This window comes from Streptococcus mitis (assembly GCF_003942765.1).
In the GTDB taxonomy this organism is placed as follows: domain Bacteria; phylum Bacillota; class Bacilli; order Lactobacillales; family Streptococcaceae; genus Streptococcus; species Streptococcus mitis_BE.
Genome location: NZ_RJNW01000002.1, coordinates 191,673 through 216,927 on the forward strand (window position 1 = coordinate 191,673; position 25,255 = coordinate 216,927).

23 protein-coding genes and 1 pseudogene are annotated in these 25,255 nt (G+C 41.6%); 20 read left to right on the forward strand and 4 right to left on the reverse strand.

Annotation, left to right across the window (positions count from 1 at the left end; translation table 11 throughout):
* Positions 1 to 18 precede the first annotated feature (18 nt).
* From rpmJ to D8849_RS04840, 8 genes are all read left to right on the forward strand, one after another.
* Positions 19 to 135, forward strand: a complete 117-nt coding sequence (gene rpmJ / locus D8849_RS04805; protein ID WP_001808836.1) for a 50S ribosomal protein L36 — start codon at positions 19 to 21, stop codon at positions 133 to 135.
* 17 nt (positions 136 to 152) lie between these two features.
* Positions 153 to 518 (forward strand): 30S ribosomal protein S13, encoded by a 366-nt coding sequence (gene rpsM / locus D8849_RS04810; protein ID WP_000090781.1) that lies wholly within the window; start codon positions 153 to 155, stop codon positions 516 to 518.
* Between the two features lie 17 nt (positions 519 to 535).
* Complete coding sequence (rpsK, locus tag D8849_RS04815; RefSeq protein WP_001118385.1) at positions 536 to 919, forward strand: 30S ribosomal protein S11; 384 nt, start codon at positions 536 to 538, stop codon at positions 917 to 919.
* A 42-nt stretch (positions 920 to 961) separates the two neighbouring features.
* Positions 962 to 1,897 (forward strand): DNA-directed RNA polymerase subunit alpha, encoded by a 936-nt coding sequence (locus D8849_RS04820; RefSeq protein WP_000568988.1) that lies wholly within the window; start codon positions 962 to 964, stop codon positions 1,895 to 1,897.
* An 11-nt stretch (positions 1,898 to 1,908) separates the two neighbouring features.
* Positions 1,909 to 2,295 carry a 50S ribosomal protein L17 gene (gene rplQ, locus D8849_RS04825; protein WP_000331493.1) on the forward strand — a complete coding sequence of 129 codons (387 nt, stop codon included), beginning with the start codon at positions 1,909 to 1,911 and terminating at the stop codon, positions 2,293 to 2,295.
* 264 nt (positions 2,296 to 2,559) lie between these two features.
* Positions 2,560 to 2,826: an ACT domain-containing protein gene (locus tag D8849_RS04830; RefSeq protein ID WP_031233450.1), complete on the forward strand. Its 267-nt coding sequence runs from the start codon at positions 2,560 to 2,562 to the stop codon at positions 2,824 to 2,826.
* Between the two features lie 9 nt (positions 2,827 to 2,835).
* Complete coding sequence (locus tag D8849_RS04835) at positions 2,836 to 4,173, forward strand: PFL family protein (protein ID WP_125386353.1); 1,338 nt, start codon at positions 2,836 to 2,838, stop codon at positions 4,171 to 4,173.
* Positions 4,174 to 4,417: 244 nt separating this feature from the next.
* A complete protein-coding gene (locus D8849_RS04840; RefSeq protein ID WP_125386354.1) occupies positions 4,418 to 5,110 on the forward strand; it encodes a histidine phosphatase family protein in 693 nt (230 codons plus the stop codon).
* Positions 5,111 to 5,212: 102 nt separating this feature from the next.
* On the opposite strand, the gene D8849_RS04845 is transcribed toward D8849_RS04840, so the two are convergent.
* Genes D8849_RS04845 through D8849_RS04855 form a run of 3 tightly spaced genes read right to left on the reverse strand, consistent with a single transcriptional unit; the run spans position 5,213 to position 9,005 of the window.
* The gene (locus tag D8849_RS04845) at positions 5,213 to 6,871 is read right to left on the reverse strand and encodes an ABC transporter permease (protein ID WP_125386355.1); all 1,659 of its coding nucleotides are present in this window, start codon (positions 6,869 to 6,871) and stop codon (positions 5,213 to 5,215) included.
* Positions 6,861 to 7,952, reverse strand: coding sequence for an ABC transporter ATP-binding protein (locus D8849_RS04850; RefSeq protein ID WP_125386356.1), 1,092 nt, complete (start codon positions 7,950 to 7,952; stop codon positions 6,861 to 6,863). The genes D8849_RS04845 and D8849_RS04850 overlap by 11 nt, the downstream gene beginning before the upstream one ends.
* A gap of 12 nt (positions 7,953 to 7,964) precedes the next feature.
* The gene (locus D8849_RS04855) at positions 7,965 to 9,005 is read right to left on the reverse strand and encodes an ABC transporter substrate-binding protein (RefSeq protein ID WP_125386357.1); all 1,041 of its coding nucleotides are present in this window, start codon (positions 9,003 to 9,005) and stop codon (positions 7,965 to 7,967) included.
* A 469-nt stretch (positions 9,006 to 9,474) separates the two neighbouring features.
* Between D8849_RS04855 and leuS the strand changes: the two genes are divergently transcribed.
* The 3 genes from leuS (at position 9,475) to D8849_RS04870 (ending at position 13,209) form a co-directional block, all read left to right on the forward strand.
* Positions 9,475 to 11,976 (forward strand): leucine--tRNA ligase, encoded by a 2,502-nt coding sequence (leuS, locus tag D8849_RS04860; RefSeq protein WP_125386358.1) that lies wholly within the window; start codon positions 9,475 to 9,477, stop codon positions 11,974 to 11,976.
* Positions 11,977 to 12,085: 109 nt separating this feature from the next.
* A complete protein-coding gene (locus D8849_RS04865; RefSeq protein ID WP_049487412.1) occupies positions 12,086 to 12,781 on the forward strand; it encodes a GNAT family N-acetyltransferase in 696 nt (231 codons plus the stop codon).
* Positions 12,782 to 12,792: 11 nt separating this feature from the next.
* Positions 12,793 to 13,209 (forward strand): GNAT family N-acetyltransferase, encoded by a 417-nt coding sequence (locus tag D8849_RS04870; RefSeq protein ID WP_125386359.1) that lies wholly within the window; start codon positions 12,793 to 12,795, stop codon positions 13,207 to 13,209.
* 561 nt (positions 13,210 to 13,770) lie between these two features.
* On the opposite strand, the gene D8849_RS04875 is transcribed toward D8849_RS04870, so the two are convergent.
* Positions 13,771 to 13,863, reverse strand: coding sequence for a type I toxin-antitoxin system Fst family toxin (locus D8849_RS04875; protein ID WP_125386360.1), 93 nt, complete (start codon positions 13,861 to 13,863; stop codon positions 13,771 to 13,773).
* 132 nt (positions 13,864 to 13,995) lie between these two features.
* Between D8849_RS04875 and ruvB the strand changes: the two genes are divergently transcribed.
* The 9 genes and pseudogenes from ruvB to D8849_RS04925 all read left to right on the forward strand — a co-directional run bounded on the left by ruvB (position 13,996) and on the right by D8849_RS04925 (position 25,254).
* On the forward strand, positions 13,996 to 14,994 hold the full coding sequence (gene ruvB, locus D8849_RS04880) for a Holliday junction branch migration DNA helicase RuvB (RefSeq protein WP_125386361.1): 999 nt from the start codon (positions 13,996 to 13,998) through the stop codon (positions 14,992 to 14,994).
* A pseudogene (locus D8849_RS04885) lies at positions 14,975 to 15,547 on the forward strand (nucleotidyltransferase family protein). The gene ruvB and the pseudogene D8849_RS04885 overlap by 20 nt, the downstream one beginning before the upstream one ends.
* 346 nt (positions 15,548 to 15,893) lie before the next feature.
* On the forward strand, positions 15,894 to 16,652 hold the full coding sequence (locus D8849_RS04895) for an isoprenyl transferase (RefSeq protein WP_000466719.1): 759 nt from the start codon (positions 15,894 to 15,896) through the stop codon (positions 16,650 to 16,652).
* A gap of 8 nt (positions 16,653 to 16,660) precedes the next feature.
* Positions 16,661 to 17,464 carry a phosphatidate cytidylyltransferase gene (locus D8849_RS04900; RefSeq protein WP_125386362.1) on the forward strand — a complete coding sequence of 268 codons (804 nt, stop codon included), beginning with the start codon at positions 16,661 to 16,663 and terminating at the stop codon, positions 17,462 to 17,464.
* Positions 17,465 to 17,485: 21 nt separating this feature from the next.
* A complete protein-coding gene (gene rseP, locus D8849_RS04905; protein ID WP_125386363.1) occupies positions 17,486 to 18,745 on the forward strand; it encodes an RIP metalloprotease RseP in 1,260 nt (419 codons plus the stop codon).
* Between the two features lie 12 nt (positions 18,746 to 18,757).
* Entirely contained in the window at positions 18,758 to 20,611 is a 1,854-nt protein-coding gene (locus D8849_RS04910; protein ID WP_125386364.1) for a proline--tRNA ligase, read from the forward strand.
* 98 nt (positions 20,612 to 20,709) lie between these two features.
* Positions 20,710 to 22,089 (forward strand): 6-phospho-beta-glucosidase, encoded by a 1,380-nt coding sequence (bglA, locus tag D8849_RS04915; RefSeq protein ID WP_125386365.1) that lies wholly within the window; start codon positions 20,710 to 20,712, stop codon positions 22,087 to 22,089.
* Between the two features lie 191 nt (positions 22,090 to 22,280).
* The gene (gene glmS / locus D8849_RS04920) at positions 22,281 to 24,086 is read left to right on the forward strand and encodes a glutamine--fructose-6-phosphate transaminase (isomerizing) (RefSeq protein WP_125386366.1); all 1,806 of its coding nucleotides are present in this window, start codon (positions 22,281 to 22,283) and stop codon (positions 24,084 to 24,086) included.
* A gap of 118 nt (positions 24,087 to 24,204) precedes the next feature.
* The gene (locus tag D8849_RS04925) at positions 24,205 to 25,254 is read left to right on the forward strand and encodes an LLM class flavin-dependent oxidoreductase (RefSeq protein ID WP_125386367.1); all 1,050 of its coding nucleotides are present in this window, start codon (positions 24,205 to 24,207) and stop codon (positions 25,252 to 25,254) included.
* Position 25,255: the final 1 nt, after the last annotated feature.

The following is a 25,255-nucleotide window of genomic DNA, read 5'->3' on the forward strand; positions in this document are numbered from 1 at the left end:
AACTTGGAGGGATAAGAAATGAAAGTAAGACCATCGGTCAAACCAATTTGCGAATACTGTAAAGTTATTCGTCGTAATGGTCGTGTTATGGTAATTTGCCCAGCAAATCCAAAACACAAACAACGTCAAGGATAAGATAGAAAGGAGAAAACATGGCTCGTATTGCTGGAGTTGACATTCCAAATGACAAACGCGTAGTAATCTCATTGACTTATGTTTATGGTATCGGACTTGCAACATCTAAGAAAATTTTGGCTGCTGCTGGAATCTCAGAAGATGTTCGTGTACGTGATCTTACATCAGATCAAGAAGATGCTATCCGTCGTGAAGTGGATGCAATCAAAGTTGAAGGTGACCTTCGTCGTGAAGTAAACTTGAACATCAAACGTTTGATGGAAATCGGTTCATACCGTGGTATCCGTCACCGTCGTGGACTTCCTGTCCGTGGACAAAACACTAAAAACAACGCTCGCACTCGTAAAGGTAAAGCTGTTGCGATCGCTGGTAAGAAAAAATAATATAGGAGGTAAAAGTCTTGGCTAAACCAACACGTAAACGTCGTGTGAAAAAGAATATCGAATCTGGTATTGCTCATATTCACGCTACATTTAATAACACTATTGTTATGATTACTGATGTGCATGGTAATGCAATTGCTTGGTCATCAGCTGGTGCTCTTGGTTTCAAAGGTTCTCGTAAATCTACACCATTCGCTGCTCAAATGGCTTCTGAAGCTGCTGCTAAATCTGCACAAGAACACGGTCTTAAATCAGTTGAAGTTACTGTAAAAGGTCCAGGTTCTGGTCGTGAGTCAGCTATTCGTGCGCTTGCTGCCGCTGGTCTTGAAGTAACAGCAATTCGTGATGTGACTCCAGTGCCACACAATGGTGCTCGTCCTCCAAAACGTCGCCGTGTATAATCATCGCATTACACTGCTTTTCGTTTAAGAGGGAGTAACTAAATGATCGAGTTTGAAAAACCAAATATAACAAAAATTGATGAAAATAAAGATTATGGCAAGTTTGTAATCGAACCACTTGAACGTGGCTACGGTACAACTCTTGGTAACTCTCTTCGTCGTGTACTTCTAGCTTCTCTACCAGGAGCAGCTGTGACATCTATCAATATTGATGGTGTGTTACATGAGTTTGACACAGTTCCAGGTGTTCGTGAAGACGTGATGCAAATCATTCTGAACATTAAAGGAATTGCAGTGAAATCGTACGTTGAAGACGAAAAAATCATCGAACTAGATGTTGAAGGTCCTGCTGAAGTAACAGCTGGTGACATTTTGACAGATAGCGATATTGAAATTGTAAATCCAGATCATTATCTCTTTACAATCGGTGAAGGTTCTTCTCTAAAAGCGACTATGACTGTTAACAGTGGTCGTGGATATGTACCTGCTGATGAAAATAAAAAGGATAATGCACCAGTTGGAACACTTGCTGTAGATTCTATTTATACACCAGTTACAAAAGTCAACTATCAAGTGGAACCTGCTCGTGTAGGTAGCAATGATGGATTTGACAAATTAACCCTTGAAATCTTGACAAATGGAACAATTATTCCAGAAGATGCTTTAGGGCTTTCAGCACGTATCTTGACAGAACATCTTGATTTGTTTACAAATCTTACTGAGATTGCTAAGTCAACTGAAGTGATGAAAGAAGCTGATACTGAATCTGACGATCGTATTTTGGATCGTACGATTGAAGAACTGGATTTGTCTGTGCGTTCATACAACTGTTTGAAACGTGCCGGTATCAATACTGTGCATGATTTGACAGAAAAATCTGAAGCAGAGATGATGAAAGTACGAAATCTTGGACGCAAGAGTTTGGAAGAAGTGAAACTCAAACTCATTGATTTGGGTCTTGGATTAAAAGATAAATAAAGGAGGAATACATGGCTTACCGTAAACTAGGACGCACTAGCTCACAACGTAAAGCAATGCTTCGCGATTTGACAACTGACCTTTTGATCAACGAATCAATCGTGACAACTGAAGCTCGTGCTAAAGAAATCCGTAAAACTGTTGAAAAAATGATTACTCTAGGTAAACGTGGTGATTTACATGCACGTCGTCAAGCAGCTGCTTTCGTACGTAATGAAATTGCATCTGAAAACTATGATGAAGCAACTGATAAGTACACTTCTACTACAGCACTTCAAAAATTGTTCTCAGAAATCGCACCTCGTTATGCTGAACGTAACGGTGGATACACTCGTATCCTTAAAACTGAACCACGTCGTGGTGATGCAGCGCCAATGGCGATCATCGAATTAGTATAAAATCATCAATTTTGTTGAGTGTTATGATGATGGGGTCTTGTGCTCTTAGTCTAGCTCTGGTCTACCGCTAGGATTTCGGTCCTAGCGGGAACACTCATCATAAGTTGGGATAGTAGACGCTTGTTTACGAAATTGTTTTTTTCTTAAGAACAACTTCGTAAGCAGGCGTTTTTGAGTATTTTAGTTAGAATTATGCTATACTATTTGAAAAGAACCCTGTTTAATGTTCAGGTTTCCTATTAAAAGAAGAATTGGAGTTTGCTTATGAAAGCGATTATAACTGTTGTTGGTAAAGATAAATCTGGAATTGTTGCAGGTGTTTCTAGTAAAATTGCAGAATTAGGTTTGAATATCGATGATATCTCTCAAACTGTTTTGGATGAATATTTCACAATGATGGCTGTCGTCTCTAGTGATGAAAAGCAAGATTTTACTTATCTGCGAAATGAATTTGAAGCTTTTGGACAAACTTTGAATGTAAAAATCAATATTCAGAGTGCAGCCATTTTCGAAGCTATGTATAATATCTAGGAGGTTATCATGGATATTAGACAAGTTACTGAAACCATTGCTATGATTGAGGAGCAGAACTTTGATATCAGAACTATTACCATGGGGATTTCTCTATTAGACTGTATCGATCCAGATATTAATCGTGCTGCGGAGAAAATTTATCAAAAGATTACGACCAAGGCAGCTAATTTAGTGACTGTTGGTGACGAAATTGCAGCTGAGTTGGGAATTCCTATCGTTAATAAGCGTGTATCGGTGACTCCTATTTCTCTGATTGGAGCAGCGACAGATGCGACAGACTATGTGGTTCTGGCAAAAGCTCTTGATAAGGCTGCGAAAGAGATTGGTGTGGACTTTATCGGTGGCTTCTCTGCATTGGTACAAAAGGGTTATCAAAAGGGAGATGAGATTCTCATCAATTCTATTCCTCGCGCCTTGGCTGAAACGGACAAGGTCTGCTCGTCAATCAATATCGGCTCAACCAAGTCTGGTATTAATATGACGGCTGTGGCAGATATGGGACGTGTTATCAAGGAAACGGCTAATCTATCAGATATGGGAGCGGCCAAGTTGGTTGTATTCGCTAATGCTGTTGAGGACAATCCATTTATGGCGGGTGCCTTCCATGGTGTTGGGGAGGCAGATGTTATCATCAATGTCGGAGTTTCTGGTCCTGGTGTGGTAAAACGTGCCTTGGAAAAAGTTCGTGGACAAAGCTTTGATGTAGTAGCCGAAACAGTTAAGAAGACTGCCTTCAAGATCACTCGTATCGGTCAATTGGTTGGTCAAATGGCCAGTGAGAGACTCGGTGTGGAGTTTGGTATTGTGGACTTGAGTTTGGCGCCAACTCCTGCTGTTGGAGATTCTGTTGCACGTGTCCTTGAAGAAATGGGGCTAGAAACAGTTGGTACGCATGGGACGACGGCTGCCTTGGCTCTCTTGAATGACCAAGTTAAGAAGGGCGGAGTCATGGCCTGCAACCAAGTTGGTGGTTTGTCTGGTGCCTTTATCCCTGTTTCAGAAGATGAAGGAATGATTGCTGCAGTGCAAAATGGCTCTCTTAATCTGGAAAAACTAGAAGCTATGACGGCTATCTGTTCTGTTGGTTTGGATATGATTGCCATTCCGGAGGATACACCTGCTGAAACCATTGCGGCTATGATTGCAGACGAAGCTGCAATTGGTGTCATTAACATGAAAACTACGGCTGTTCGTATTATTCCAAAAGGAAAAGAAGGCGATATGATTGAGTTTGGTGGCCTATTAGGTACTGCACCTGTTATGAAGGTCAATGGGGCTTCGTCTGTCGATTTCATCTCTCGCGGTGGACAAATTCCAGCACCAATTCATAGTTTTAAAAACTAAGAAAATAGGAGAAATTTTAAGTTCTATTTAAGGTTGGCTGTGTATACTATAATCATTAAATAAAGACCTCCTAATATTATTTGAAACAGATAACACTGATTTAGTTTGAATTTGATTTTCATCTAATATCTTTATTTAATAGAACTCCTAAACTTTTTCATAATAATCTCCTGCAAAAGTCGCCTGTATGGGTGGCTTTTGTTTTATCATCCATGATATAATAGAAGCAAACGGAGGACGGAAAATGGTAAAAGTACGATTGTATTTGGTACGTCATGGCAAGACCATGTTTAACACGATTGGTCGCGCGCAAGGTTGGAGCGATACTCCCTTAACAGCTGAAGGTGAACGAGGGATTCAAGAATTAGGAATCGGTTTGCGAGAATCTGGTCTACAGTTTGATCGCGCTTATTCGAGTGATTCTGGGCGCACCATTCAGACAATGGGAATCATTCTTGAAGAACTTGGCTTGCAGGGGAAAATCCCTTATCGCATGGACAAGCGTATCAGAGAATGGTGTTTCGGTAGTTTTGATGGAGCCTACGATGGCGATCTTTTCATGGGCATTATTCCTCGTATCTTTAATGTGGACCACGTTCACCAATTGTCTTATGCTGAACTGGCTGAGGGTTTGGTAGAGGTTGATACAGCTGGTTGGGCTGAAGGTTGGGAAAAACTCAGTGGCCGAATTAAGGAAGGTTTTGAAACGATTGCTAAAGAAATGGAAGAACAAGGCGGAGGTAATGCTCTTGTCGTGAGCCACGGAATGACCATTGGAACCATTGTGTATCTGATTAATGGCATGCATCCTCATGGTCTAGATAATGGTAGCGTGACAATCCTTGAATATGAGAACGGTCAGTTTAGCGTAGAAGTTGTCGGCGACCGTAGTTACCGAGAACTAGGACGTGAGAAGATGGAGGAAGCCTCTATTTAATCAGTCTAGACTTGCTTGCTATGAAATAGGGATTTGATAGGAATATCAAGATAAGAAAAAACAGCCGAGGGTAATCCTTTCGGCTGTTTTTGATGGGGAAAACTAAAGTGTAATGCTATTGCTTTTAGAGATTTTCATAAATAAGAGCAAGGAAGCTACTGTTAGAACAGTGAGGATAGTTGACAAGGCTGCGGCAACACCGTAATTTCCTCTGAGAACCTCTGTATAAATGGCTACAGTCATTGTTCTTGTTTTGACATTGTAGAGGAGGATAGAAGTAGAGAGCTCTGAAATCATTGTAACCCAAGATAGGATAGCTCCAGAAATAATACCAGATAGCATCATTGGAGTTGTAATCTTGGCAAAGGTATTGAGACGACTACTTCCTAAGCTCTCAGCAGCTTCTTCAATACTTGGGGCTATTTGTTGCAAGCTAGCAACAGATGAGCGCATTGTATAAGGTAATCTTCTGACAGATAGGGACATAATCAAGATGAAAGCTGTCCCTGTAATCATAAGAAATCCACTTCCAAATAGACCAGTATTAAAGGAAGAGATGAAGGCAATCCCTAGAACGGTTCCTGGTACAATATAAGGGACCATACTGAGGCTGTCAATTAAGTTTGTAAACAAATTACGTTTTCTAACGGCTAGGTAGGAGATAAATGTTGCGAATAGGACAACTAGAACTAAGGCAATCAAAGGGATACGAATGGTATTGAAAATAGCAGACCCCATACGATTGAAAGCTATCCTGTAACTGTTTAGAGAATAGCCTTTGACAAATACCATACCTGATGTTTTTAGGAAAGAAGTATAAATCAAGTAGACTTGAGGTAGAACAGAGAACAAGATAATTCCGTAGACTGTTGCATAAATGGCAGCCATTTTTCCTTTTGTTGTTTTTTTAGGCTCAATTGGATGGAGCGAATTCATATTGAAACTGTAGCGATTTGAGATGTATTTTTGGATAAGGAAAATCGCCAAGGCAATGATAATTGCCATAACTGCCAAAGCAGATGCAAAGGCAGAATTTCCTCCAACCTCGCTAATAAATTGGGTATAAATCAAGACTGGGAAAGTCCGATATCCTTCACCAATTAACATCGGTGTTCCAAAGTCTGAGAATGCTCTCATAAATACAAGTAGGGCAGCTGCTAGTAAGGTTGGAACTAGGAGAGGCAAAATAACCGTTACGATACGCTTAAATCCAAAGGAACCCATGCTTTCAGCAGCTTCAAGTAGAGAATTGTCAATACTTTTCATTGTCCCAGCAACGTATAGAAATACCAGTGGGAATAGTTGCAGTGTAAAGACAAGTACAATTCCTTTGAATCCATAAATATCGATAGCTGGAAAATGAAGGGTATTTGTCAGGAATTTAGTAATGACCCCATTTCGTCCCAGCAAGAGAATCCAGGAGTAGGCTCCCACGAAAGGAGCTGACATGGAAGCAATGATAATCAATATTTGTAGAAATTTCTTTCCCTTGAAATCATATATGGAAAAGAGATAAGCTAATAAGGTTCCTACGACTAAGGAAGTGACAGTAGCGGTAATAGAAACCTTGAAACTGTTGACGAGTGTCTCAGAGTAGTAGGCTTTACTAAAGAAAGTGACAAAATTAGCTAGTGAGAATTGTCCTTCATGTATGAGTGCTTGCTTTAGCACGGTAACGATAGGATAAACGAGAAAGACAAGATAAGTAAGAAAGATGAAGAAAGAGGAGGCTGTCCAAATATTTAGTTTTTTACGTTCCATGGTTGACTCCTTTTATCAGGTTTTGGGAACCATCTGCAGAAAAGACGTTTAATTTTTGAGTATTGATTCGTAGACGAATACGATCGCCTTTTTGTAGATCTTCTTCAAAAGTTGATTCTTCGCTAAACTGAATTTTTGAGGCAAAGCCTGTCTCGATGAAGTATTCAGTATTTAGTCCAAGATAGACGCTATCGCTAATAGTTCCTTCAATATCTCCAGATTCATCTTTGATAAACTCTTCAGGACGAATGCTTACATGAATAGCTTGTTCCTCAGCCTGATCAAGAGCTGGCATTCGAAGAGCATAGCCATCTGAAAAGACTATATAAGCGCCGTCGCTCCGTTTTTCGAGATTGGCAGGGATAATATTTGTGCGTCCGATAAAGGTGGCCACAAACTCATTAGCTGGTTTATGATAGAGTTCTTTTGGTCGGCCGATTTGTTGGATCACCCCGTCTTTCATAACAGCAATTTGATCTGAAATAGCCATGGCTTCTTCTTGGTCGTGGGTTACATAAACAGTTGTAATTCCCACTTCGTGTTGGATTTCTCGAATGGCTTGACGCATATCCAAGCGAAGTTTGGCATCTAGGTTACTAAGTGGCTCGTCCATGAGGAGAACACTTGGATTAACAGCTAAGGCGCGTGCCAAGGCGACACGTTGTTGTTGTCCACCACTAAGTTTATCGGGCTTCCGATCCGCATATTGAGCAATTTGCATGAGTTCAAGATACTTGTTGGTCTGTTGGACTAATTCTTCTTTTGGAACCTTCTTTTGCTTGAGACCAAAAGCGACATTATCTCGGACAGTCAAATGTGGGAAAATAGCGTAGTTTTGGAAAACCATGCCGATATTGCGTTTGCTGGGTTCCATATTATTGATTTTTGTATCATCGAAGTAAAATTCTCCGCCTTCGATACTGTTGAAACCTGCAATCATACGAAGAAGAGTCGTTTTCCCACACCCTGAAGGACCAAGGATGGTAAAGAGACTTCCTTTGGGAACTGTAATATTTAAATTATCAATAACAGGAACATCGTGGTAGATTTTTTTTGCGTTAATAATTTTGATCTCACTCATAGTGAACCTCTTTTACTGTTTAGATTGGATATCTGTAAAAATGTCATTGTACTTTTTAAGAATAGTGGATTTATTTTTAATGACATAATCTGAATCTTCGGTGGCAATCTTGATTTCTGTCATAGCCTTCATATTTTTATTGGTTTTAGCATTTTTACGAATAGGTCTGATTGTAGTTTCAGTTCCTAGCTTATCTTGGATTTCTTGAGAAAGGATGAAATCGATAAATTTCTTAGCGTTTTCCATGTGTTTGGCGTTTTTGACGATGGCCGCGTTACCAGGTAAAAAGACGGTTCCTTCTTTTGGATAAATGACTTTTACATCAACTCTATCATTTAAGAGTTTTAAGGCAGGGTCTTCATAGGTGAGTCCAACAGCCATTTCCCCATCGGCGACAGCTTTGTAAACATTTGAAGAGCTAGATGCAATTTTTCCATCTACTAGGGTAAATAGATTTTTCACATAGGTCCAAGCTTGTTTATTTTCGTATCCACCTTGATCTACAAGCATGTTTGTTAGTTGTGCAAAGGCGCTAGAAGCATTACTTGGATCAGCAGTAGCGATTTTTCCTTTTAATTTAGGATTGAGTAAATCATTGTAACCTTCAATTTTAATATCTTTTGTAAGGGCTGAATTGGCAATGATGACACTGACATCAAGTGTATAAGGCGTGTAGAATCCGGTTTTATTTTGATATTCAGGGATTATCTGGTCATTTTCTTGGGAAATATAAGGTTCAAAAAGATTTTCGTTAGAAGAGAAGAGGGCGTAGGAGCCTCCGAAAATGACATCAGCTACAGGGGATTCTTTTTCGGCCTCAGCTTTTTTGAACAATTCACCCGTGCTGGCTTGTACTAAATCAACCTTAATACCATATTTTTCTTCGAAGGCAGGTATTGTCTCTTCGATAAGGTCTTCAGGGTTAGGCGAGTAGACAACCAAAGTGTTATCTGAATCTTTTTCAGAGCTAGTTTCCGCTTCTGTTGTTAAAGAACATCCTGATAAAGTAAGAAATATCCATCCACAAGAGAGAAAGAATAGTAGTTTTTTCATAAGAATCTCCTTTTTTACGAACATTTTAACTCCGCGACTTGTTTAATGTTTATGATTTGCAGAGTCCTATAGGATATAATAAAAACCTTAAAGAAATCTAAAACGGGGAATATGAGTCAAAGGCGCTAGGGGAAAAGATGGAAGAGACAAATAATCGATATAAGTTAATTTCAAGTGCTAGCTAATTTTTTATACTGCTAAATAATACTCTTTGAAAATCCCTTCAAACTACGTCAGCTTCGCCTTGGATTATATATGTGACAGACTTTGTCAGTCTTATCTACAACCTCAAAGCAGTGCTTTGAGCAACCTGCGGCTAGCTTTCTAGTTTGCTCTTTGATTTTCATTGAGTATAAGCTGGATTTGGGATTCTGTCTTTCTTGCTATCCAAGTCTAAAAGAACATTTCTCGTCTTTCAAATTCCCTCAAAAATGGTATAATAGTAACATCACAAAATTGGAGAGAGACCATGAGTTTTTACAATCATAAAGAAATTGAGCCTAAGTGGCAGGGCTACTGGGCAGAACATCATACATTTAAGACAGGGACAGATGCATCAAAACCGAAGTTTTATGCTCTTGATATGTTCCCTTATCCATCTGGAGCGGGTCTGCACGTAGGACACCCAGAAGGCTATACAGCGACAGATATCCTAAGCCGTTACAAACGTGCGCAAGGCTACAATGTCCTTCACCCAATGGGTTGGGATGCTTTTGGTTTGCCTGCAGAGCAATATGCTATGGATACTGGTAATGACCCAGCAGAATTTACAGCTGAAAACATTGCTAACTTCAAACGCCAAATCAATGCGCTTGGATTTTCTTATGACTGGGATCGTGAAGTCAATACAACAGATCCAAACTACTACAAGTGGACGCAATGGATTTTCACTAAGCTTTACGAAAAAGGTTTGGCCTATGAAGCGGAAGTACCAGTAAACTGGGTTGAGGAATTGGGAACAGCTATTGCTAATGAAGAGGTTCTTCCTGATGGAACTTCTGAGCGTGGAGGTTATCCAGTTGTCCGTAAACCAATGCGCCAATGGATGCTCAAAATCACGGCCTATGCGGAGCGTTTGCTTAATGACTTAGATGAACTTGATTGGCCAGAGTCTATCAAGGACATGCAGCGCAACTGGATTGGTAAATCAACTGGTGCCAATGTAACTTTCAAAGTAAAAGGAACAGACAAGGAATTCACAGTCTTTACCACTCGTCCGGACACCCTTTTCGGTGCGACTTTCACTGTTTTGGCTCCTGAACATGAATTAGTAGATGCTATCACAAGTTCAGAGCAAGCAGAAGCTGTAGCAGACTATAAACACCAAGCTAGCCTTAAGTCTGACTTAGCTCGTACAGACCTTGCCAAAGAAAAAACTGGTGTTTGGACTGGTGCTTATGCCATCAACCCTGTCAATGGTAAGGAAATTCCAATCTGGATTGCCGACTATGTTCTTGCTAGTTATGGAACAGGTGCCGTTATGGCTGTACCTGCCCATGACCAACGTGACTGGGAATTTGCCAAACAATTTGATCTTGCAATCGTAGAGGTGCTGGAAGGTGGAAATGTTGAAGAAGCTGCCTACACAGAGGATGGCCTTCACGTTAATTCAGACTTCCTAGATGGATTGAACAAAGAAGAAGCGATTGCTAAGATTGTGGCTTGGTTGGAAGAAAAAGGCTGTGGACAAGAGAAGGTTACCTACCGTCTACGCGACTGGCTCTTTAGCCGCCAACGTTATTGGGGTGAGCCAATCCCAATCATTCATTGGGAAGACGGAACTTCAACAGCTGTTCCTGAAAATGAATTGCCACTTGTCTTGCCAGTAACCAAGGATATCCGTCCTTCAGGTACTGGTGAAAGTCCACTAGCTAACTTGACAGACTGGCTTGAAGTGACTCGTGAAGATGGTGTCAAAGGTCGTCGTGAAACAAATACTATGCCACAATGGGCAGGTTCAAGCTGGTACTACCTCCGCTATATTGATCCACACAATACTGAGAAATTGGCTGATGAGGACCTTCTCAAACAATGGTTGCCAGTAGATATCTATGTGGGTGGTGCAGAGCATGCCGTTCTTCACTTGCTTTATGCTCGTTTCTGGCATAAATTCCTCTATGACCTCGGTGTTGTTCCAACTAAGGAACCATTCCAAAAACTCTTTAACCAAGGAATGATTTTGGGAACAAGCTACCGTGACCACCGTGGGGCTCTTGTGGCAACCGACAAGGTTGAAAAACGTGACGGTTCTTTCTTCCATGTGGAAACAGGGGAAGAGTTGGAGCAAGCGCCAGCCAAGATGTCTAAATCCCTCAAGAACGTTGTTAACCCAGACGATGTGGTGGAACAATACGGTGCCGATACCCTTCGTGTTTATGAAATGTTCATGGGCCCACTTGATGCTTCAATCGCTTGGTCTGAAGAAGGTCTGGAAGGAAGTCGTAAGTTCCTTGACCGTGTTTACCGTTTGATTACAAGTAAGGATATTGTTGCGGAAAACAATGGCGCTCTCGACAAGGTTTACAACGAAACCGTTAAAGCTGTCACAGAGCAAATCGAATCCCTCAAATTCAACACAGCCATTGCCCAACTTATGGTCTTTGTCAATGCGGCTAACAAGGAAGACAAGCTTTATGCAGACTACGCCAAAGGCTTTATTCAATTGATTGCACCATTTGCGCCTCACTTGGCAGAAGAGCTCTGGCAAACAGTTGCAGCAACAGGTGAGTCCATCTCTTACGTGGCTTGGCCAACATGGGACGAAAGTAAATTGGTTGAAGACGAAATCGAAATCGTTGTCCAAATCAAAGGAAAAGTCCGTGCCAAACTCATGGTCGCTAAAGATCTATCACGCGAAGAATTACAAGAAATTGCTCTCGCTGATGAAAAAGTCAAAGCAGAGATCGACGGCAAGGACATCGTGAAAGTAATTGCGGTACCTAACAAGCTGGTAAATATCGTTGTGAAATAAGATAGAAATCCTTCAGAGTAGAATCTGGAGGATTTTTTGAATCTTCTTATAAAAGTATGATATACTATGGGCAACTATAAAGTTTGAAAAGTGAAACAAGGAGAATACTATGCCAGTAAATGAATATGGTCAGATGATTGGGGAGTCAATGGAAGGTTATACACCAGGTGAATTGCCTTCTATTGATTTCTTAGAAGGGCGTTATACTAGGGTAGAGGCTCTTTCAGTGGAAAAGCATGTGGAGGATTTATTAGCTGTTTATGGCCCGGATACTCCTCGGGAGATGTGGACCTACCTCTTTCAGGAGCCAGTGGCAGATATGGAGGAACTGGTCAGCCTTTTAAATCAGATGTTGGCTCGTAAGGACCGTTTTTACTATGCAGTCATAGACAAGGCAACTGGTAAGGTTTTGGGAACTTTTTCTCTCATGCGTATTGACCAGAATAACCGAGTAATAGAAGTGGGAGCTGTCACTTTTTCTCCAGAGCTCAGGGGGACACGGATAGGAACAGAAGCCCAGTATCTCTTGGCTTGCTATGTCTTTGAAGAACTCAACTATCGTCGCTATGAGTGGAAATGCGATGCTCTTAACCTGCCATCAAGACGAGCAGCAGAACGTTTGGGCTTTGTATATGAAGGAACCTTCCGCCAAGCAGTTGTTTATAAGGGGCGTACAAGAGATACGGATTGGTTGTCTATGATTGATAAGGACTGGTCTCAAGTCAAATCTCGTTTAGAAACATGGTTGGCGCCTGAAAATTTTGATAAAAATGGGCGGCAGTACAAGAGCTTGAGAGAGTTTTAAGAGGTGTTGAGATGATTACTATTAAAAAGCAAGAATTTGTCAAGCTAGAGGATATTTTGCATCTCTATCAGGCTGTTGGTTGGACAAATTATACCCATCAACCTCAGATGCTGGAGCAGGCCTTATCTCATTCATTAGCGATTTATGTGGCACTTGATGGCGATGCTGTGGTGGGCTTGATTCGTTTGGTTGGAGATGGATTCTCATCAGTATTGGTTCAGGATTTAATTGTTTTACCAATCTATCAGCGTAAAGGGATTGGTAGTGCCTTGATAAAAGAGGCTTTAGAGGATTACAAAGATGCCTATCAAGTCCAGCTGGTGACAGAACAGACAGAAGAAAATGTAGGATTTTATCGTTCTATGGGTTTTGAAACCTTATCCACCTATGACTGTACAGGAATGATTTGGGTAAACAGAGAAAAATAACAAACCTTGTTTGTTCTTAAGCAAAGTTTAAGGATGGTCTAGTATCATATAGTCATTAAATAAAGACCTCCTAACTTTATTTAATGAAATCCTAAAACTTTTTTCATAATAATCTCCTAATGAAGTCACCCAATCAGGTGGCTTTTTTGTAGGGTGAGGTGATGCTGATAGAAATTTTTTTAAAAATGGTAGAATTTGAGAAAAGTTAAGCTAGTTTTAAGTTTCGTCTTGTATCATATAATTATTAAATAAAGACCTCCTAACTTTATTTAATAAAATCCTAAACTTTTCTTTTTCATAATAATCTCCCTTAACTCCACCCAATCAGGTGGAGTTTTTTGGCTCTATTTCAGGCTTTTGGGAACTATTTTAAAAATCATTTTCCGATAACTTTCGCTTAACCTTGAACGTTTTGTCGTACAGTGGTTAAAGAGGATGTAAAGTTTTGACAAATTTTGTGAACTGTGGGATAATGGAGAGGAATTAAGGATTAGTTCTATATCATGGACTAGAAAAGACCCCAAGCTAACTTCCACATTAAGCTTGGGGTCTTTTTTGACACTATCTATCTTTGTTTAGCCATTTATCGACTAAGCGAAGGATGACACCGACCACAATCGGTTCGATGATAGTTTTGAGTACTAATTCTATCATGGGCTATCTCACCTCCTTTCGTAGGCGGTGTAGTAGTTCCGTAGAATATTATTCCACATAAGTGTTAAACTCGAGAGGCACCAATCCAGTGCCTTTTTTGTTTGTGGCTTTGTTTTTTGATATAATAGAGCCATGAGTAGAATTTTAGATAATGAGATAATGGGGGATGAGGAGTTAGTAGAACGCACGCTCCGTCCTCAGTACTTACGTGAATATATTGGGCAGGACAAGGTCAAGGACCAGCTCCAAATCTTTATCGAGGCTGCCAAAATGCGGGATGAAGCGCTGGATCATGTGCTCTTATTTGGCCCTCCAGGCTTGGGAAAAACGACCATGGCTTTTGTTATTGCCAATGAACTGGGTGTAAATCTAAAGCAGACGTCTGGGCCTGTCATTGAAAAAGCAGGTGATCTGGTAGCGATTTTGAATGACTTAGAGCCTGGGGATGTCCTTTTTATTGATGAGATTCATCGTTTGCCCATGTCAGTGGAAGAGGTGCTTTATAGTGCCATGGAGGACTTCTACATCGATATTATGATTGGGGCTGGTGAAGGTAGTCGCAGTGTTCATTTGGAATTGCCTCCATTTACCTTGATTGGTGCGACGACTCGGGCTGGTATGCTCTCAAATCCGCTACGGGCACGTTTTGGGATTACAGGTCATATGGAGTATTATACCCATGCTGACTTGACAGAAATTGTCGAGCGGACGGCAGATATTTTTGAGATGGAAATCACCCATGAGGCAGCATCCGAGTTGGCCTTGCGTAGTCGTGGAACCCCTCGTATTGCCAATCGTCTCCTCAAGCGCGTGCGCGATTTTGCCCAGATAATGGGGAATGGGGTCATCGATGATGTTATTACCGATAAGGCATTAACTATGCTGGATGTTGACCATGAAGGTTTGGACTATGTGGACCAAAAAATCCTTCGGACCATGATTGAGATGTACGGTGGTGGTCCTGTTGGGCTAGGAACTCTTTCTGTTAACATAGCAGAAGAGCGTGAGACAGTTGAAGACATGTATGAGCCCTACTTGATTCAAAAAGGTTTTATTATGCGGACACGGTCTGGACGGGTGGCGACTGCTAAGGCATATGAGCACTTAGGTTATGAATACAATGAAAAATGAGCAAGAAATTCTAGAGGCTTTTAGAGAAAATCCGGATATGATGGCTATTCTAGAAACTATCCGAAACCTTGGTCTGAAAGACTCGTGGTTGGCAGCAGGTTCTGTCAGAAATTTTATCTGGAATCTCTTGTCAGACAAATCCCCTTTTGACTGAGAAACAGATGTAGATGTGATTTTCTTTGATCCAGATATTTCTTATGAGGAAACCTTGTCCCTAGAGAAAAAGCTGAGAGAGGACTTTCCTCAGTACCAGTGGGAATTGAAAAATCAGGTCTATATGCACCAGCACAGCCCTCATACTGCTCCTTATACCAGTTCCCGTGATGCTATGAGTAAGTATCCAGAACGGTGTACGGCGCTTGGACTGCGCTTGAATGAAGAATCCGATTTTGAATTCTATTCCCCTTATGGTTTGGAGGATATTTTGAATTTTCAAATTCGTCCAACTCCTCATTTTTTAGAAAATGAAGACCGAATGGAACTTTATCAAACACGTCTATCCAAGAAAAATTGGCAGGAGAAATGGAAAAATTTGATTTTTAAAAATACTTAAGGAAACTTTAAGCTAGGAAGTGTATACTAAGTCCATAAGTTAAGAAGACCTTAACTTAAACTCCTAAAACTTTTTCATAATAATCTCCCTATAAAAAATAGAGTCGCCCAATCAGGCGGCTTATTTTTTTGAAAAATGGGCTTTGTGCCTGAGAATAATACTCAATGAAAATCAAAGAGCAAACTAGGAAGCTAACCGCAGGTTGCTCAAAACACTGTTTTGAGGTTGCAGATAGAGCTGACGTGGTTTGAATTTGATTTTCGAAGAGTATAAATAGCTTAGTGATAGAAGAAAATGGGGAAATATGGTATAATGAAATGATAGATTTTTGAATAGGAATAAGATCATGTTTGGATTTTTTAAGAAAGATAAGGCTGTGGAAGTTGAGGTTCCGACACAGGTTCCTGCTCATATCGGCATCATCATGGATGGCAATGGCCGTTGGGCTAAAAAACGTATGCAACCGAGAGTTTTTGGACACAAGGCGGGCATGGAAGCATTGCAAACTGTGACCAAGGCAGCCAACAAACTGGGCGTTAAGGTTATTACGGTCTATGCTTTTTCTACAGAAAACTGGACCCGTCCAGATCAGGAAGTCAAGTTTATCATGAACTTGCCAGTAGAGTTTTATGATAATTATGTCCCGGAACTGCATGCGAATAATGTTAAGATTCAAATGATTGGGGAGACAGACCGCCTGCCTAAGCAAACTTTTGAAGCTCTGACCAAGGCTGAGGAATTAACTAAGAACAACACAGGATTAATTCTTAATTTTGCCCTCAACTATGGTGGACGTGCTGAGATTACACAGGCTCTTAAGTTGATTTCTCAGGATGTTTTAGATGCCAAAATCAACCCAGGTGACATCACAGAGGAATTGATTGGTAATTATCTTTTTACCCAGCATTTACCTAAGGACTTACGAGACCCAGACTTGATTATCCGTACTAGTGGAGAATTGCGTTTGAGCAATTTCCTTCCATGGCAGGGAGCCTATAGTGAGCTCTATTTTACGGACACCTTGTGGCCTGATTTTGACGAGGCGGCCTTGCAGGAAGCCATTCTTGCCTACAATCGTCGTCATCGCCGATTTGGAGGAGTTTAGGAGGAAATATGACACAGGATTTACAGAAAAGAACCTTGTTTGCAGGGATTGCCCTGGCTATTTTCCTACCAATTTTAATGATTGGGGGACTCTTGCTTCAGATAGCAATTGGAATCATAGCCATGCTAGCCATGCATGAACTTTTGAAGATGAGAGGTCTAGAGACCATGACTATGGAGGGCCTCTTGACCCTCTTTGCAACCTTTGCCTTAACCATTCCCTTGGAGAATTATCTGACTTTTTTACCAGTTGATGGGAATGTTGTTGCTTATAGTGTGTTGATTTCAATCATGTTAGGAACGACTGTTTTTAGCAAGTCTTATACGATTGAGGACGCTGTTTTTCCTCTTGCTATGAGTTTCTATGTAGGCTTTGGATTTAATGCTTTACTAGATGCTCGCGTTGCAGGTTTAGATAAGGCTCTATTGGCCTTGTGTATCGTCTGGGCTACCGACAGTGGTGCCTATCTTACTGGGATGAACTTTGGGAAACGGAAACTGGCTCCAACGGTTTCTCCAAATAAAACCTTTGAGGGTGCCTTGGGTGGCATTTTAGGTGCTATTTTAGTAACCATCATCTTTATGATGTTTGACAATACAGTTGCTCTTCCGTATGGAATTTACAAGATGTCAGTCTTTGCTATTTTCTTTAGCATTGCTGGACAATTTGGTGATCTACTAGAAAGTTCGATCAAGCGTCACTTTGGTGTCAAGGATTCTGGGAAATTTATCCCTGGACATGGTGGTGTTTTGGATCGTTTCGATAGTATGTTACTTGTATTTCCAATCATGCACTTATTTGGACTCTTTTAATCAAAAGACGGAGGAAATACTATGCTCGGAATTTTGACCTTTATTCTGGTTTTCGGGATTATTGTGGTGGTGCATGAGTTCGGCCACTTCTACTTTGCCAAGAAATCAGGGATTCTAGTGCGTGAATTTGCCATTGGTATGGGACCTAAGATCTTTGCTCATATTGGCAAGGATGGGACGGCCTATACCATTCGAATCTTGCCTCTGGGTGGCTATGTTCGCATGGCTGGTTGGAGTGATGATACAACTGAAATCAAGACAGGAACTCCTGTCAGTTTGACGTTTACTGATGATGGTAAGGTTAAACGCATCAATCTCTCAGGTAAAAAATTGGATCAAACAGCTCTTCCTATGCAGGTGACCCAGTTTGACTTTGAAGACAAGCTCTTTATCAAAGGATTGGTTCTGGAAGAAGAAAAAACATTTGCAGTGGATCACGATGCAACGGTTGTGGAAGCAGATGGTACTGAGGTTCGGATTGCACCTTTAGATGTTCAATATCAAAATGCGACTATCTGGGGGAAACTCATTACTAATTTTGCAGGTCCTATGAACAACTTTATCTTAGGGGTTGTTGTTTTCTGGATTTTAATCTTCATGCAGGGTGGTGTCAGAGATGTTGATACCAATCAGTTCCATGTCATGCCTCAAGGGGCCTTAGCTAAAGTAGGAGTGCCAGAAACAGCTCAGATTACCAAGATCGGCTCACATGAGATTAGCAACTGGGAAAGTTTGATTCAGGCTGTGGAATCAGAAACCAAAGATAAGACGGCCCCGACCTTGGATGTGACTATTTCTGAAAAGGGTAGTGACAAACAAGTCACTGTTACTCCGGAAGAAAGTCAAGGCCGTTACCTTCTAGGTGTTCAACCGGGAATTAAGTCAGATTTTCTATCCATGTTTGTAGGTGGTTTTACAACTGCAGCCGACTCGGCTCTCCGAATCCTGTCAGCATTGAAAAATTTGATTTTCCAACCAGATTTGAACAAACTAGGTGGACCTGTTGCCATCTTTAAGGCAAGTAGTGATGCTGCTAAAAATGGAATTGAGAATGTCTTGTACTTCTTGGCAATAATTTCCATCAATATTGGGATTTTTAATCTTATTCCGATTCCAGCCCTGGATGGTGGTAAGATTGTGCTCAATATCCTAGAAGCCATCCGCCGCAAACCATTAAAACAAGAAATTGAAACCTATGTCACCTTGGCCGGAGTGGTCATCATGGTTGTTCTGATGATTGCTGTGACCTGGAATGACATTATGCGACTCTTTTTTAGATAATCGAGGAATATTATGAAACAAAGTAAAATGCCTATTCCAACGCTTCGCGAAATGCCAAGCGATGCTCAAGTTATTAGCCATGCTCTTATGTTGCGAGCTGGTTATGTTCGCCAAGTCTCAGCAGGTGTTTATTCTTACCTACCACTTGCCAACCGTGTGATTGAAAAAGCCAAAAACATCATGCGCCAAGAATTTGATAAGATTGGTGCAGTTGAGATGTTGGCTCCTGCCCTTCTTAGTGCAGAATTGTGGCGCGAATCAGGTCGTTACGAAACTTATGGTGAGGACCTTTACAAACTAAAAAACCGTGAAAAATCAGACTTTATCCTAGGTCCAACTCACGAAGAAACCTTTACAGCTATTGTCCGTGATTCTGTCAAGTCTTACAAGCAATTGCCACTCAACCTTTACCAAATCCAACCTAAGTATCGTGATGAAAAACGCCCACGTAATGGACTTCTTCGTACACGTGAGTTCATCATGAAGGATGCTTACAGTTTCCACGCTAACTATGATAGCTTGGACAGTGTTTATGATGAGTATAAGGCTGCTTATGAGCGTATTTTTACTCGTAGTGGTTTAGACTTCAAGGCTATCATTGGTGACGGTGGAGCCATGGGTGGTAAGGACAGCCAAGAATTTATGGCCATTACACCTGCTCGTACAGACCTTGACCGCTGGGTTGTCTTGGACAAGTCAGTTGCCTCATTTGATGAAATTCCTGCAGAAGTGCAAGAAGAAATCAAGGCAGAATTGCTTAAATGGATGGTTTCTGGTGAGGATACCATTGCTTACTCAAGTGAGTCTAGCTATGCGGCTAACTTGGAAATGGCAACAAACGAGTACAAACCAAGCAACCGTGTCGTCGCTGAAGAAGAAGTGACTCGTGTTGCAACGCCAGATGTTAAATCAATCGATGAAGTTGCAGCCTTCCTCAACGTTCCAGAAGAACAAACAATTAAAACCCTCTTCTACATGGCAGATGGTGAACTTGTTGCAGCCCTTCTAGTTGGAAATGACCAACTCAACGAAGTCAAGTTGAAAAACCACTTGGGAGCAGATTTCTTTGACGTTGCTAGTGAAGAAGAAGTGGCGAATCTTGTTCAAGCAGGATTTGGTTCACTTGGACCAGTTGGTTTGCCAGAGAATGTTAAAATTATTGCAGATCGTAAGGTGCAAGATGTCCATAATGCAGTTGTCGGTGCTAACGAAGATGGCTATCACTTGACTGGTGTGAACCCAGGCCGTGATTTTACTGCAGAATATGTGGATATACGTGAAGTTCGTGAAGGTGAAATTTCCCCAGACGGGCAAGGAGTCCTTAACTTTGCGCGTGGTATCGAAATTGGTCACATCTTCAAACTCGGCACTCGCTATTCAGCAAGCATGGGAGCAGATGTTTTGGATGAAAATGGCCGTGCTGTGCCAATTATCATGGGATGTTACGGTATCGGTGTCAGCCGTCTCCTTTCAGCAGTGATGGAGCAACACGCTCGCCTCTTTGTTAACAAAACACCAAAAGGTGAATACCGTTACGCTTGGGGAATCAACTTCCCTAAAGAGTTGGCACCATTTGATGTGCACTTGATCACTGTCAATGTCAAGGATGATGAAGCGCAAGCCTTGACAGAAAAGCTTGAAGCAAGCTTGATGGAAGCTGGTTACGAAGTCTTGACAGATGACCGTAACGAACGTGTCGGAGTCAAATTCAGTGATAGCGACTTGATTGGGTTGCCAATCCGTATCACTGTTGGGAAGAAAGCAGCCGATGGCATCGTAGAAGTGAAGATTAAAGCGACTGGTGACACCATCGAAGTTCATGCAGATAACTTGCTTGAAACGCTTGAAATTCTCAGCAAGAAATAAAAACTATAATCAGAAGAAAAACAAGGAAAAAATGTAACTAGTTTTTACCTTGTTTTTTCTGTATAATGGGAAAAATGACTAGATAAAGAGGTAAATGTATGCTAAGATTTCCAAAGGATTTTGTCTGGGGATCCTCTACTTCTGGACCACAGACAGAAGGATGTGTAGCTGGTGACGGCAAGGGAGATAATCTCTGGGATTATTGGTACCAAGTGGAGCCAAATCGTTACTATAATGGGATTGGTCCAGATAAAACATCAACCTTTTATGAAAACTGGGAAAAGGATATTGAGCTACTGTTAGAAACTGGTCACACGGCCTTTCGGACTTCTATTCAGTGGTCACGGATTTTTCCACAAGGGCGTGGGAAAGTCAATCCTCAAGGTGTGGACTTTTACCGTAAGGTTTTTGAGTCTATTAAGGCCAAAGGGATTCGTCTTTTAGTCAATCTTTATCATTTTGATTTGCCTTTTGCCCTTCAAGAGGATGGTGATGGTTGGGAAAATAAGGCGACTGTCTCAGCCTATGAAGACTATGCTCGTTTTTGTTTTGAGACTTATGGAGATTTAGTGGATCAATGGATTACCTTTAACGAGCCCATCGTTCCAGTAGAATTTGGATATTTTTACGATGCCCATTATCCACATAAGGTGGATGCAGAGGCAGCCGTTAAAGTAGCTTATCATACACAATTGGCTAGCAGTCGGGCGGTTAAGGCTTGTCACGAACTCTTGCCTGATTCCAAGATTGGGATTGTCCTCAACTTGACACCGGCTTATCCACGTAGCCAGCATCCTGCTGATGTTAAGGCAGCTCGCATTGCGGACCTTTTTCAGGCCCAATCTTTCTTAGATCCGTCTGTTTTGGGGACTTATCCACAGGAGTTGGTAGAAATCTTGCATGAACAAGGTCTCTTGCCTGATGCTACAGAGGAGGAGTTGAAGCTCATTCGTGACAATACTGTGGACTTCCTTGGTGTCAACTACTATCAACCTTTGCGTGTTATGGCGCCTCGATTTGCTAAGCATCCAGAGAGTCCACTCTTACCAGAACATTTTTACGAGCCTTATGTGATGCCTGGACGGAAAATCAATCCTCATCGTGGCTGGGAGATTTATGAGCAAGGGATTTATGACATTGCCCAAAATATCAAGGAAAATTATGGTAATATCGAGTGGATGTTGACTGAGAATGGTATGGGTGTTGAAGGGGAAGAAAAATTCCGTCAAGATGGAATGATCCAAGATGATTATCGTATTGACTTTGTAAAAGGTCATCTGCGTGAACTTCACCGTGCCATTGAAGACGGAGCCAATTGTAAGGGATACTTGATTTGGACCTTTATCGATTGCTGGTCATGGCTCAATAGTTATAAAAATCGCTACGGTTTGGTCGAACTAGACTTGGAAACGCAAGAACGTCGTCTGAAGAAATCAGGGCACTGGTTCAAGGAGCTAAGCGATAATAATGGATTTTAAAAAAGACTCTGACTGATTGTCCTAATTGGTCAGAGTTTTTTACTTACAGGAGTATAATTTGAACTATACCAATTTTTACTCTTGACAAGTGAAAGAAACAAGTATATACTGTTTTTGCTGATTCTATAAAAGAGGAATTAGACTATACCAATTTTAAGGAGAAAGCACAGCTGGTCTGTGTCGTATATACTATGTGTGGAATTGTTGGTGTTGTTGGAAACACAAATGCAACTGATATTTTGATTCAAGGGCTTGAAAAGCTCGAATACCGTGGCTATGATTCTGCGGGAATTTTTGTCCTAGGTGGTGCTGAAAACCATCTAGTCAAGGCTGTTGGTCGTATTGCAGAATTGTCTGCCAAGACAGCTGGTGTTGAGGGAACAACTGGTATCGGACATACTCGTTGGGCGACTCATGGGAAACCAACGGAAGACAATGCTCACCCACATCGCTCTGAGACTGAACGTTTTGTTTTGGTGCACAATGGGGTGATTGAGAACTACCTTGAAATCAAGGAAGAATACCTTGCAGGTCACCACTTCAAGGGGCAAACAGACACTGAAATTGCCGTTCACTTGATTGGAAAATTTGCTGAAGAAGGTCTCTCAGTTCTTGAAGCCTTCAAAAAAGCTCTTCACATTATCCGTGGTTCTTATGCCTTTGCTTTGGTTGACTCACAAGATCCTGAAGTCATCTACGTGGCTAAGAATAAATCACCGCTTTTGATTGGTCTTGGGGAAAGCTATAACATGGTCTGCTCAGATGCTATGGCTATGATTCGTGAAACCAACCAATATATGGAAATTCATGACCAAGAGTTGGTCATCGTCAAGGCTGATAGTGTCGAAGTTCAAGACTATGATGGCAATAGTCGTGAGCGTGCTAGCTACACTGCTGAGCTTGATTTGTCAGATATCGGTAAGGGAACTTATCCTTACTACATGCTCAAGGAAATTGACGAGCAGCCAACTGTTATGCGTAAACTCATCCAAGCCTACACAGATGAGGCTGGTCAAGTAATAGTAGATCCAGCTATCATCAAGGCTGTTCAAGATGCAGATCGCATCTACATCCTTGCAGCTGGAACATCTTACCACGCAGGATTTGCTTCTAAGAAGATGTTGGAAGAATTGACAGATACACCAGTTGAACTTGGAATCTCATCTGAGTGGGGCTACGGTATGCCACTTCTCAGCAAGAAACCACTCTTCATCTTTATCAGTCAGTCTGGTGAAACAGCTGATAGCCGTCAGGTTTTGGTCAAGGCCAATGAAATGGGGATTCCGAGCTTGACAGTGACAAATGTCCCAGGTTCAACTCTTTCACGTGAAGCCAACCATACCATGCTCCTTCATGCAGGTCCTGAAATTGCCGTAGCATCAACTAAAGCCTATACAGCGCAAATCGCAGCCCTTGCCTTCCTTGCAAAAGCAGTTGGAGAAGCAAATGGAAATACCAAAGCGCAAGCCTTTAATTTGGTTCATGAGTTGTCAATCGTAGCTCAGTCTATCGAATCAACTCTTTCAGAGAAAGAAACTATTGAAGCCAAGGTTCGTGAGCTTCTTGAAACAACTCGTAACGCCTTTTATATCGGACGTGGTCAAGATTACTATGTAGCCATGGAAGCAAGTCTCAAACTCAAAGAGATTTCTTATATCCAGTGTGAAGGCTTTGCGGCAGGAGAACTCAAGCACGGAACCATTGCCTTGATTGAAGAAGGAACGCCTGTCTTGGCCCTCTTGTCAGATCCAGTCCTTGCCAACCACACTCGTGGAAATATCCAGGAGGTGGCAGCTCGCGGTGCCAAGGTTCTCACTATCGCAGAAGAAAATGTTGCCAAAGATACAGATGATATCGTCCTTACGACCGTACACCCTTACCTCTCACCAATCTCAATGGTTGTACCAACGCAATTAGTCGCTTACTTTGCAACACTCCACCGTGGACTTGATGTGGATAAACCACGTAACCTTGCTAAGTCAGTAACGGTAGAATAAGCTAAAAAAGTCTAGTTATCTAGACTTTTTCTTGTGAGCAAATTGGTTGCTTGTACTCAAGATTCGTGTTAGAATAATTTTTCAAATTGAAGGACAGGGGTAGACAGGGAGAATCACAATGGTAGAATTGGGAATTTCAACATTTGGGGAAACAACGGAGCTTGAAGGGACTGGGCAAACTTACAGTCATGCCGAACGTATTCGCCAGTTGGTGGCAGAGATTGAACTGGCTGACAAGATTGGTTTGGATGTGTATGGGATTGGTGAGCACCGTCGAGCGGATTTTGCGGTATCAGCCCCAGAGATTATCCTGGCAGCTGGGGCAGTCAATACCAAGAAAATTCGTTTGACCAGTGCGGTCAGCATTCTCTCGAGCATGGATCCGATTCGTTTGTTCCAACAATATGCCACTATCGATGCTCTGTCAAATGGACGTGCGGAGATTATGGCCGGAAGGGGTTCTTTCACGGAATCTTTTCCCTTGTTTGGCTATGATTTGAAAGACTACGAATCCCTTTTTGATGAAAAATTAGACTTGCTTCAGTTAGTTAATGAAAAGACCAAGTTAGACTGGCAAGGTCGCTTGACCCAAACAATCTCTGGAAAAGAAGTTTATCCTCGTCCAGTTCAGGACAAATTACCCTTGTGGATAGCGACAGGTGGTCATGTCGAATCAACAGTGAAGATTGCTCAGGCAGGCTTACCGATTGTCTATACCATTATCGGTGGCAATCCTCGTTATTTTAAAAAATTGATTCAGGCTTATCGTGAGATTGGTAGCGAAGCGGGTCATGCCAGTCATGAACTAAAGGTTGGAGCCCATTCTTGGGGCTGGATTGCTGAAGATGGCGAGCAGGCTGTAAAAGATTATTTCCATCCGACCAAGCAAGTGGTGGATGCTATTTCCAAAGACCGTCCGCACTGGCAGGAATTGCGTTATGAGCAATATTTGGAGCAAGTTGGACCAAATGGTGCCATGTTTGTGGGCAATCCAGATCAAGTGGCAGAAAAATTGATTCGCATGATTGAGGATTTAGGATTGGAACGCTTCATGCTCCATCTACCGCTTGGTTCTATGCCTCATGAACAAGTCCTGAGAGCTATTGAACTTTTCGGAACGCAAGTGGCTCCAAAAGTACGGGCTTATTTTGCCATGAAAGAGGCTTAAT

Bases quoted from the DNA above. Each gene is read 5' to 3' on its own strand.
- rpmJ (WP_001808836.1), top strand. From the start codon at position 19: ATGAAAGTAAGACCATCGGTCAAACCAATTTGCGAATACTGTAAAGTT.
- rpsM (WP_000090781.1), top strand. From the start codon at position 153: ATGGCTCGTATTGCTGGAGTTGACATTCCAAATGACAAACGCGTAGTA.
- D8849_RS04820 (WP_000568988.1), top strand. From the start codon at position 962: ATGATCGAGTTTGAAAAACCAAATATAACAAAAATTGATGAAAATAAA.
- rplQ (WP_000331493.1), top strand. From the start codon at position 1,909: ATGGCTTACCGTAAACTAGGACGCACTAGCTCACAACGTAAAGCAATG.
- D8849_RS04830 (WP_031233450.1), top strand. From the start codon at position 2,560: ATGAAAGCGATTATAACTGTTGTTGGTAAAGATAAATCTGGAATTGTT.
- D8849_RS04835 (WP_125386353.1), top strand. From the start codon at position 2,836: ATGGATATTAGACAAGTTACTGAAACCATTGCTATGATTGAGGAGCAG.
- D8849_RS04840 (WP_125386354.1), top strand. From the start codon at position 4,418: ATGGTAAAAGTACGATTGTATTTGGTACGTCATGGCAAGACCATGTTT.
- D8849_RS04845 (WP_125386355.1), bottom strand. From the start codon at position 6,871: ATGGAACGTAAAAAACTAAATATTTGGACAGCCTCCTCTTTCTTCATC.
- D8849_RS04850 (WP_125386356.1), bottom strand. From the start codon at position 7,952: ATGAGTGAGATCAAAATTATTAACGCAAAAAAAATCTACCACGATGTT.
- D8849_RS04855 (WP_125386357.1), bottom strand. From the start codon at position 9,005: ATGAAAAAACTACTATTCTTTCTCTCTTGTGGATGGATATTTCTTACT.
- leuS (WP_125386358.1), top strand. From the start codon at position 9,475: ATGAGTTTTTACAATCATAAAGAAATTGAGCCTAAGTGGCAGGGCTAC.
- D8849_RS04865 (WP_049487412.1), top strand. From the start codon at position 12,086: ATGCCAGTAAATGAATATGGTCAGATGATTGGGGAGTCAATGGAAGGT.
- D8849_RS04870 (WP_125386359.1), top strand. From the start codon at position 12,793: ATGATTACTATTAAAAAGCAAGAATTTGTCAAGCTAGAGGATATTTTG.
- D8849_RS04875 (WP_125386360.1), bottom strand. From the start codon at position 13,863: ATGATAGAATTAGTACTCAAAACTATCATCGAACCGATTGTGGTCGGT.
- ruvB (WP_125386361.1), top strand. From the start codon at position 13,996: ATGAGTAGAATTTTAGATAATGAGATAATGGGGGATGAGGAGTTAGTA.
- D8849_RS04895 (WP_000466719.1), top strand. From the start codon at position 15,894: ATGTTTGGATTTTTTAAGAAAGATAAGGCTGTGGAAGTTGAGGTTCCG.
- D8849_RS04900 (WP_125386362.1), top strand. From the start codon at position 16,661: ATGACACAGGATTTACAGAAAAGAACCTTGTTTGCAGGGATTGCCCTG.
- rseP (WP_125386363.1), top strand. From the start codon at position 17,486: ATGCTCGGAATTTTGACCTTTATTCTGGTTTTCGGGATTATTGTGGTG.
- D8849_RS04910 (WP_125386364.1), top strand. From the start codon at position 18,758: ATGAAACAAAGTAAAATGCCTATTCCAACGCTTCGCGAAATGCCAAGC.
- bglA (WP_125386365.1), top strand. From the start codon at position 20,710: ATGCTAAGATTTCCAAAGGATTTTGTCTGGGGATCCTCTACTTCTGGA.
- glmS (WP_125386366.1), top strand. From the start codon at position 22,281: ATGTGTGGAATTGTTGGTGTTGTTGGAAACACAAATGCAACTGATATT.
- D8849_RS04925 (WP_125386367.1), top strand. From the start codon at position 24,205: ATGGTAGAATTGGGAATTTCAACATTTGGGGAAACAACGGAGCTTGAA.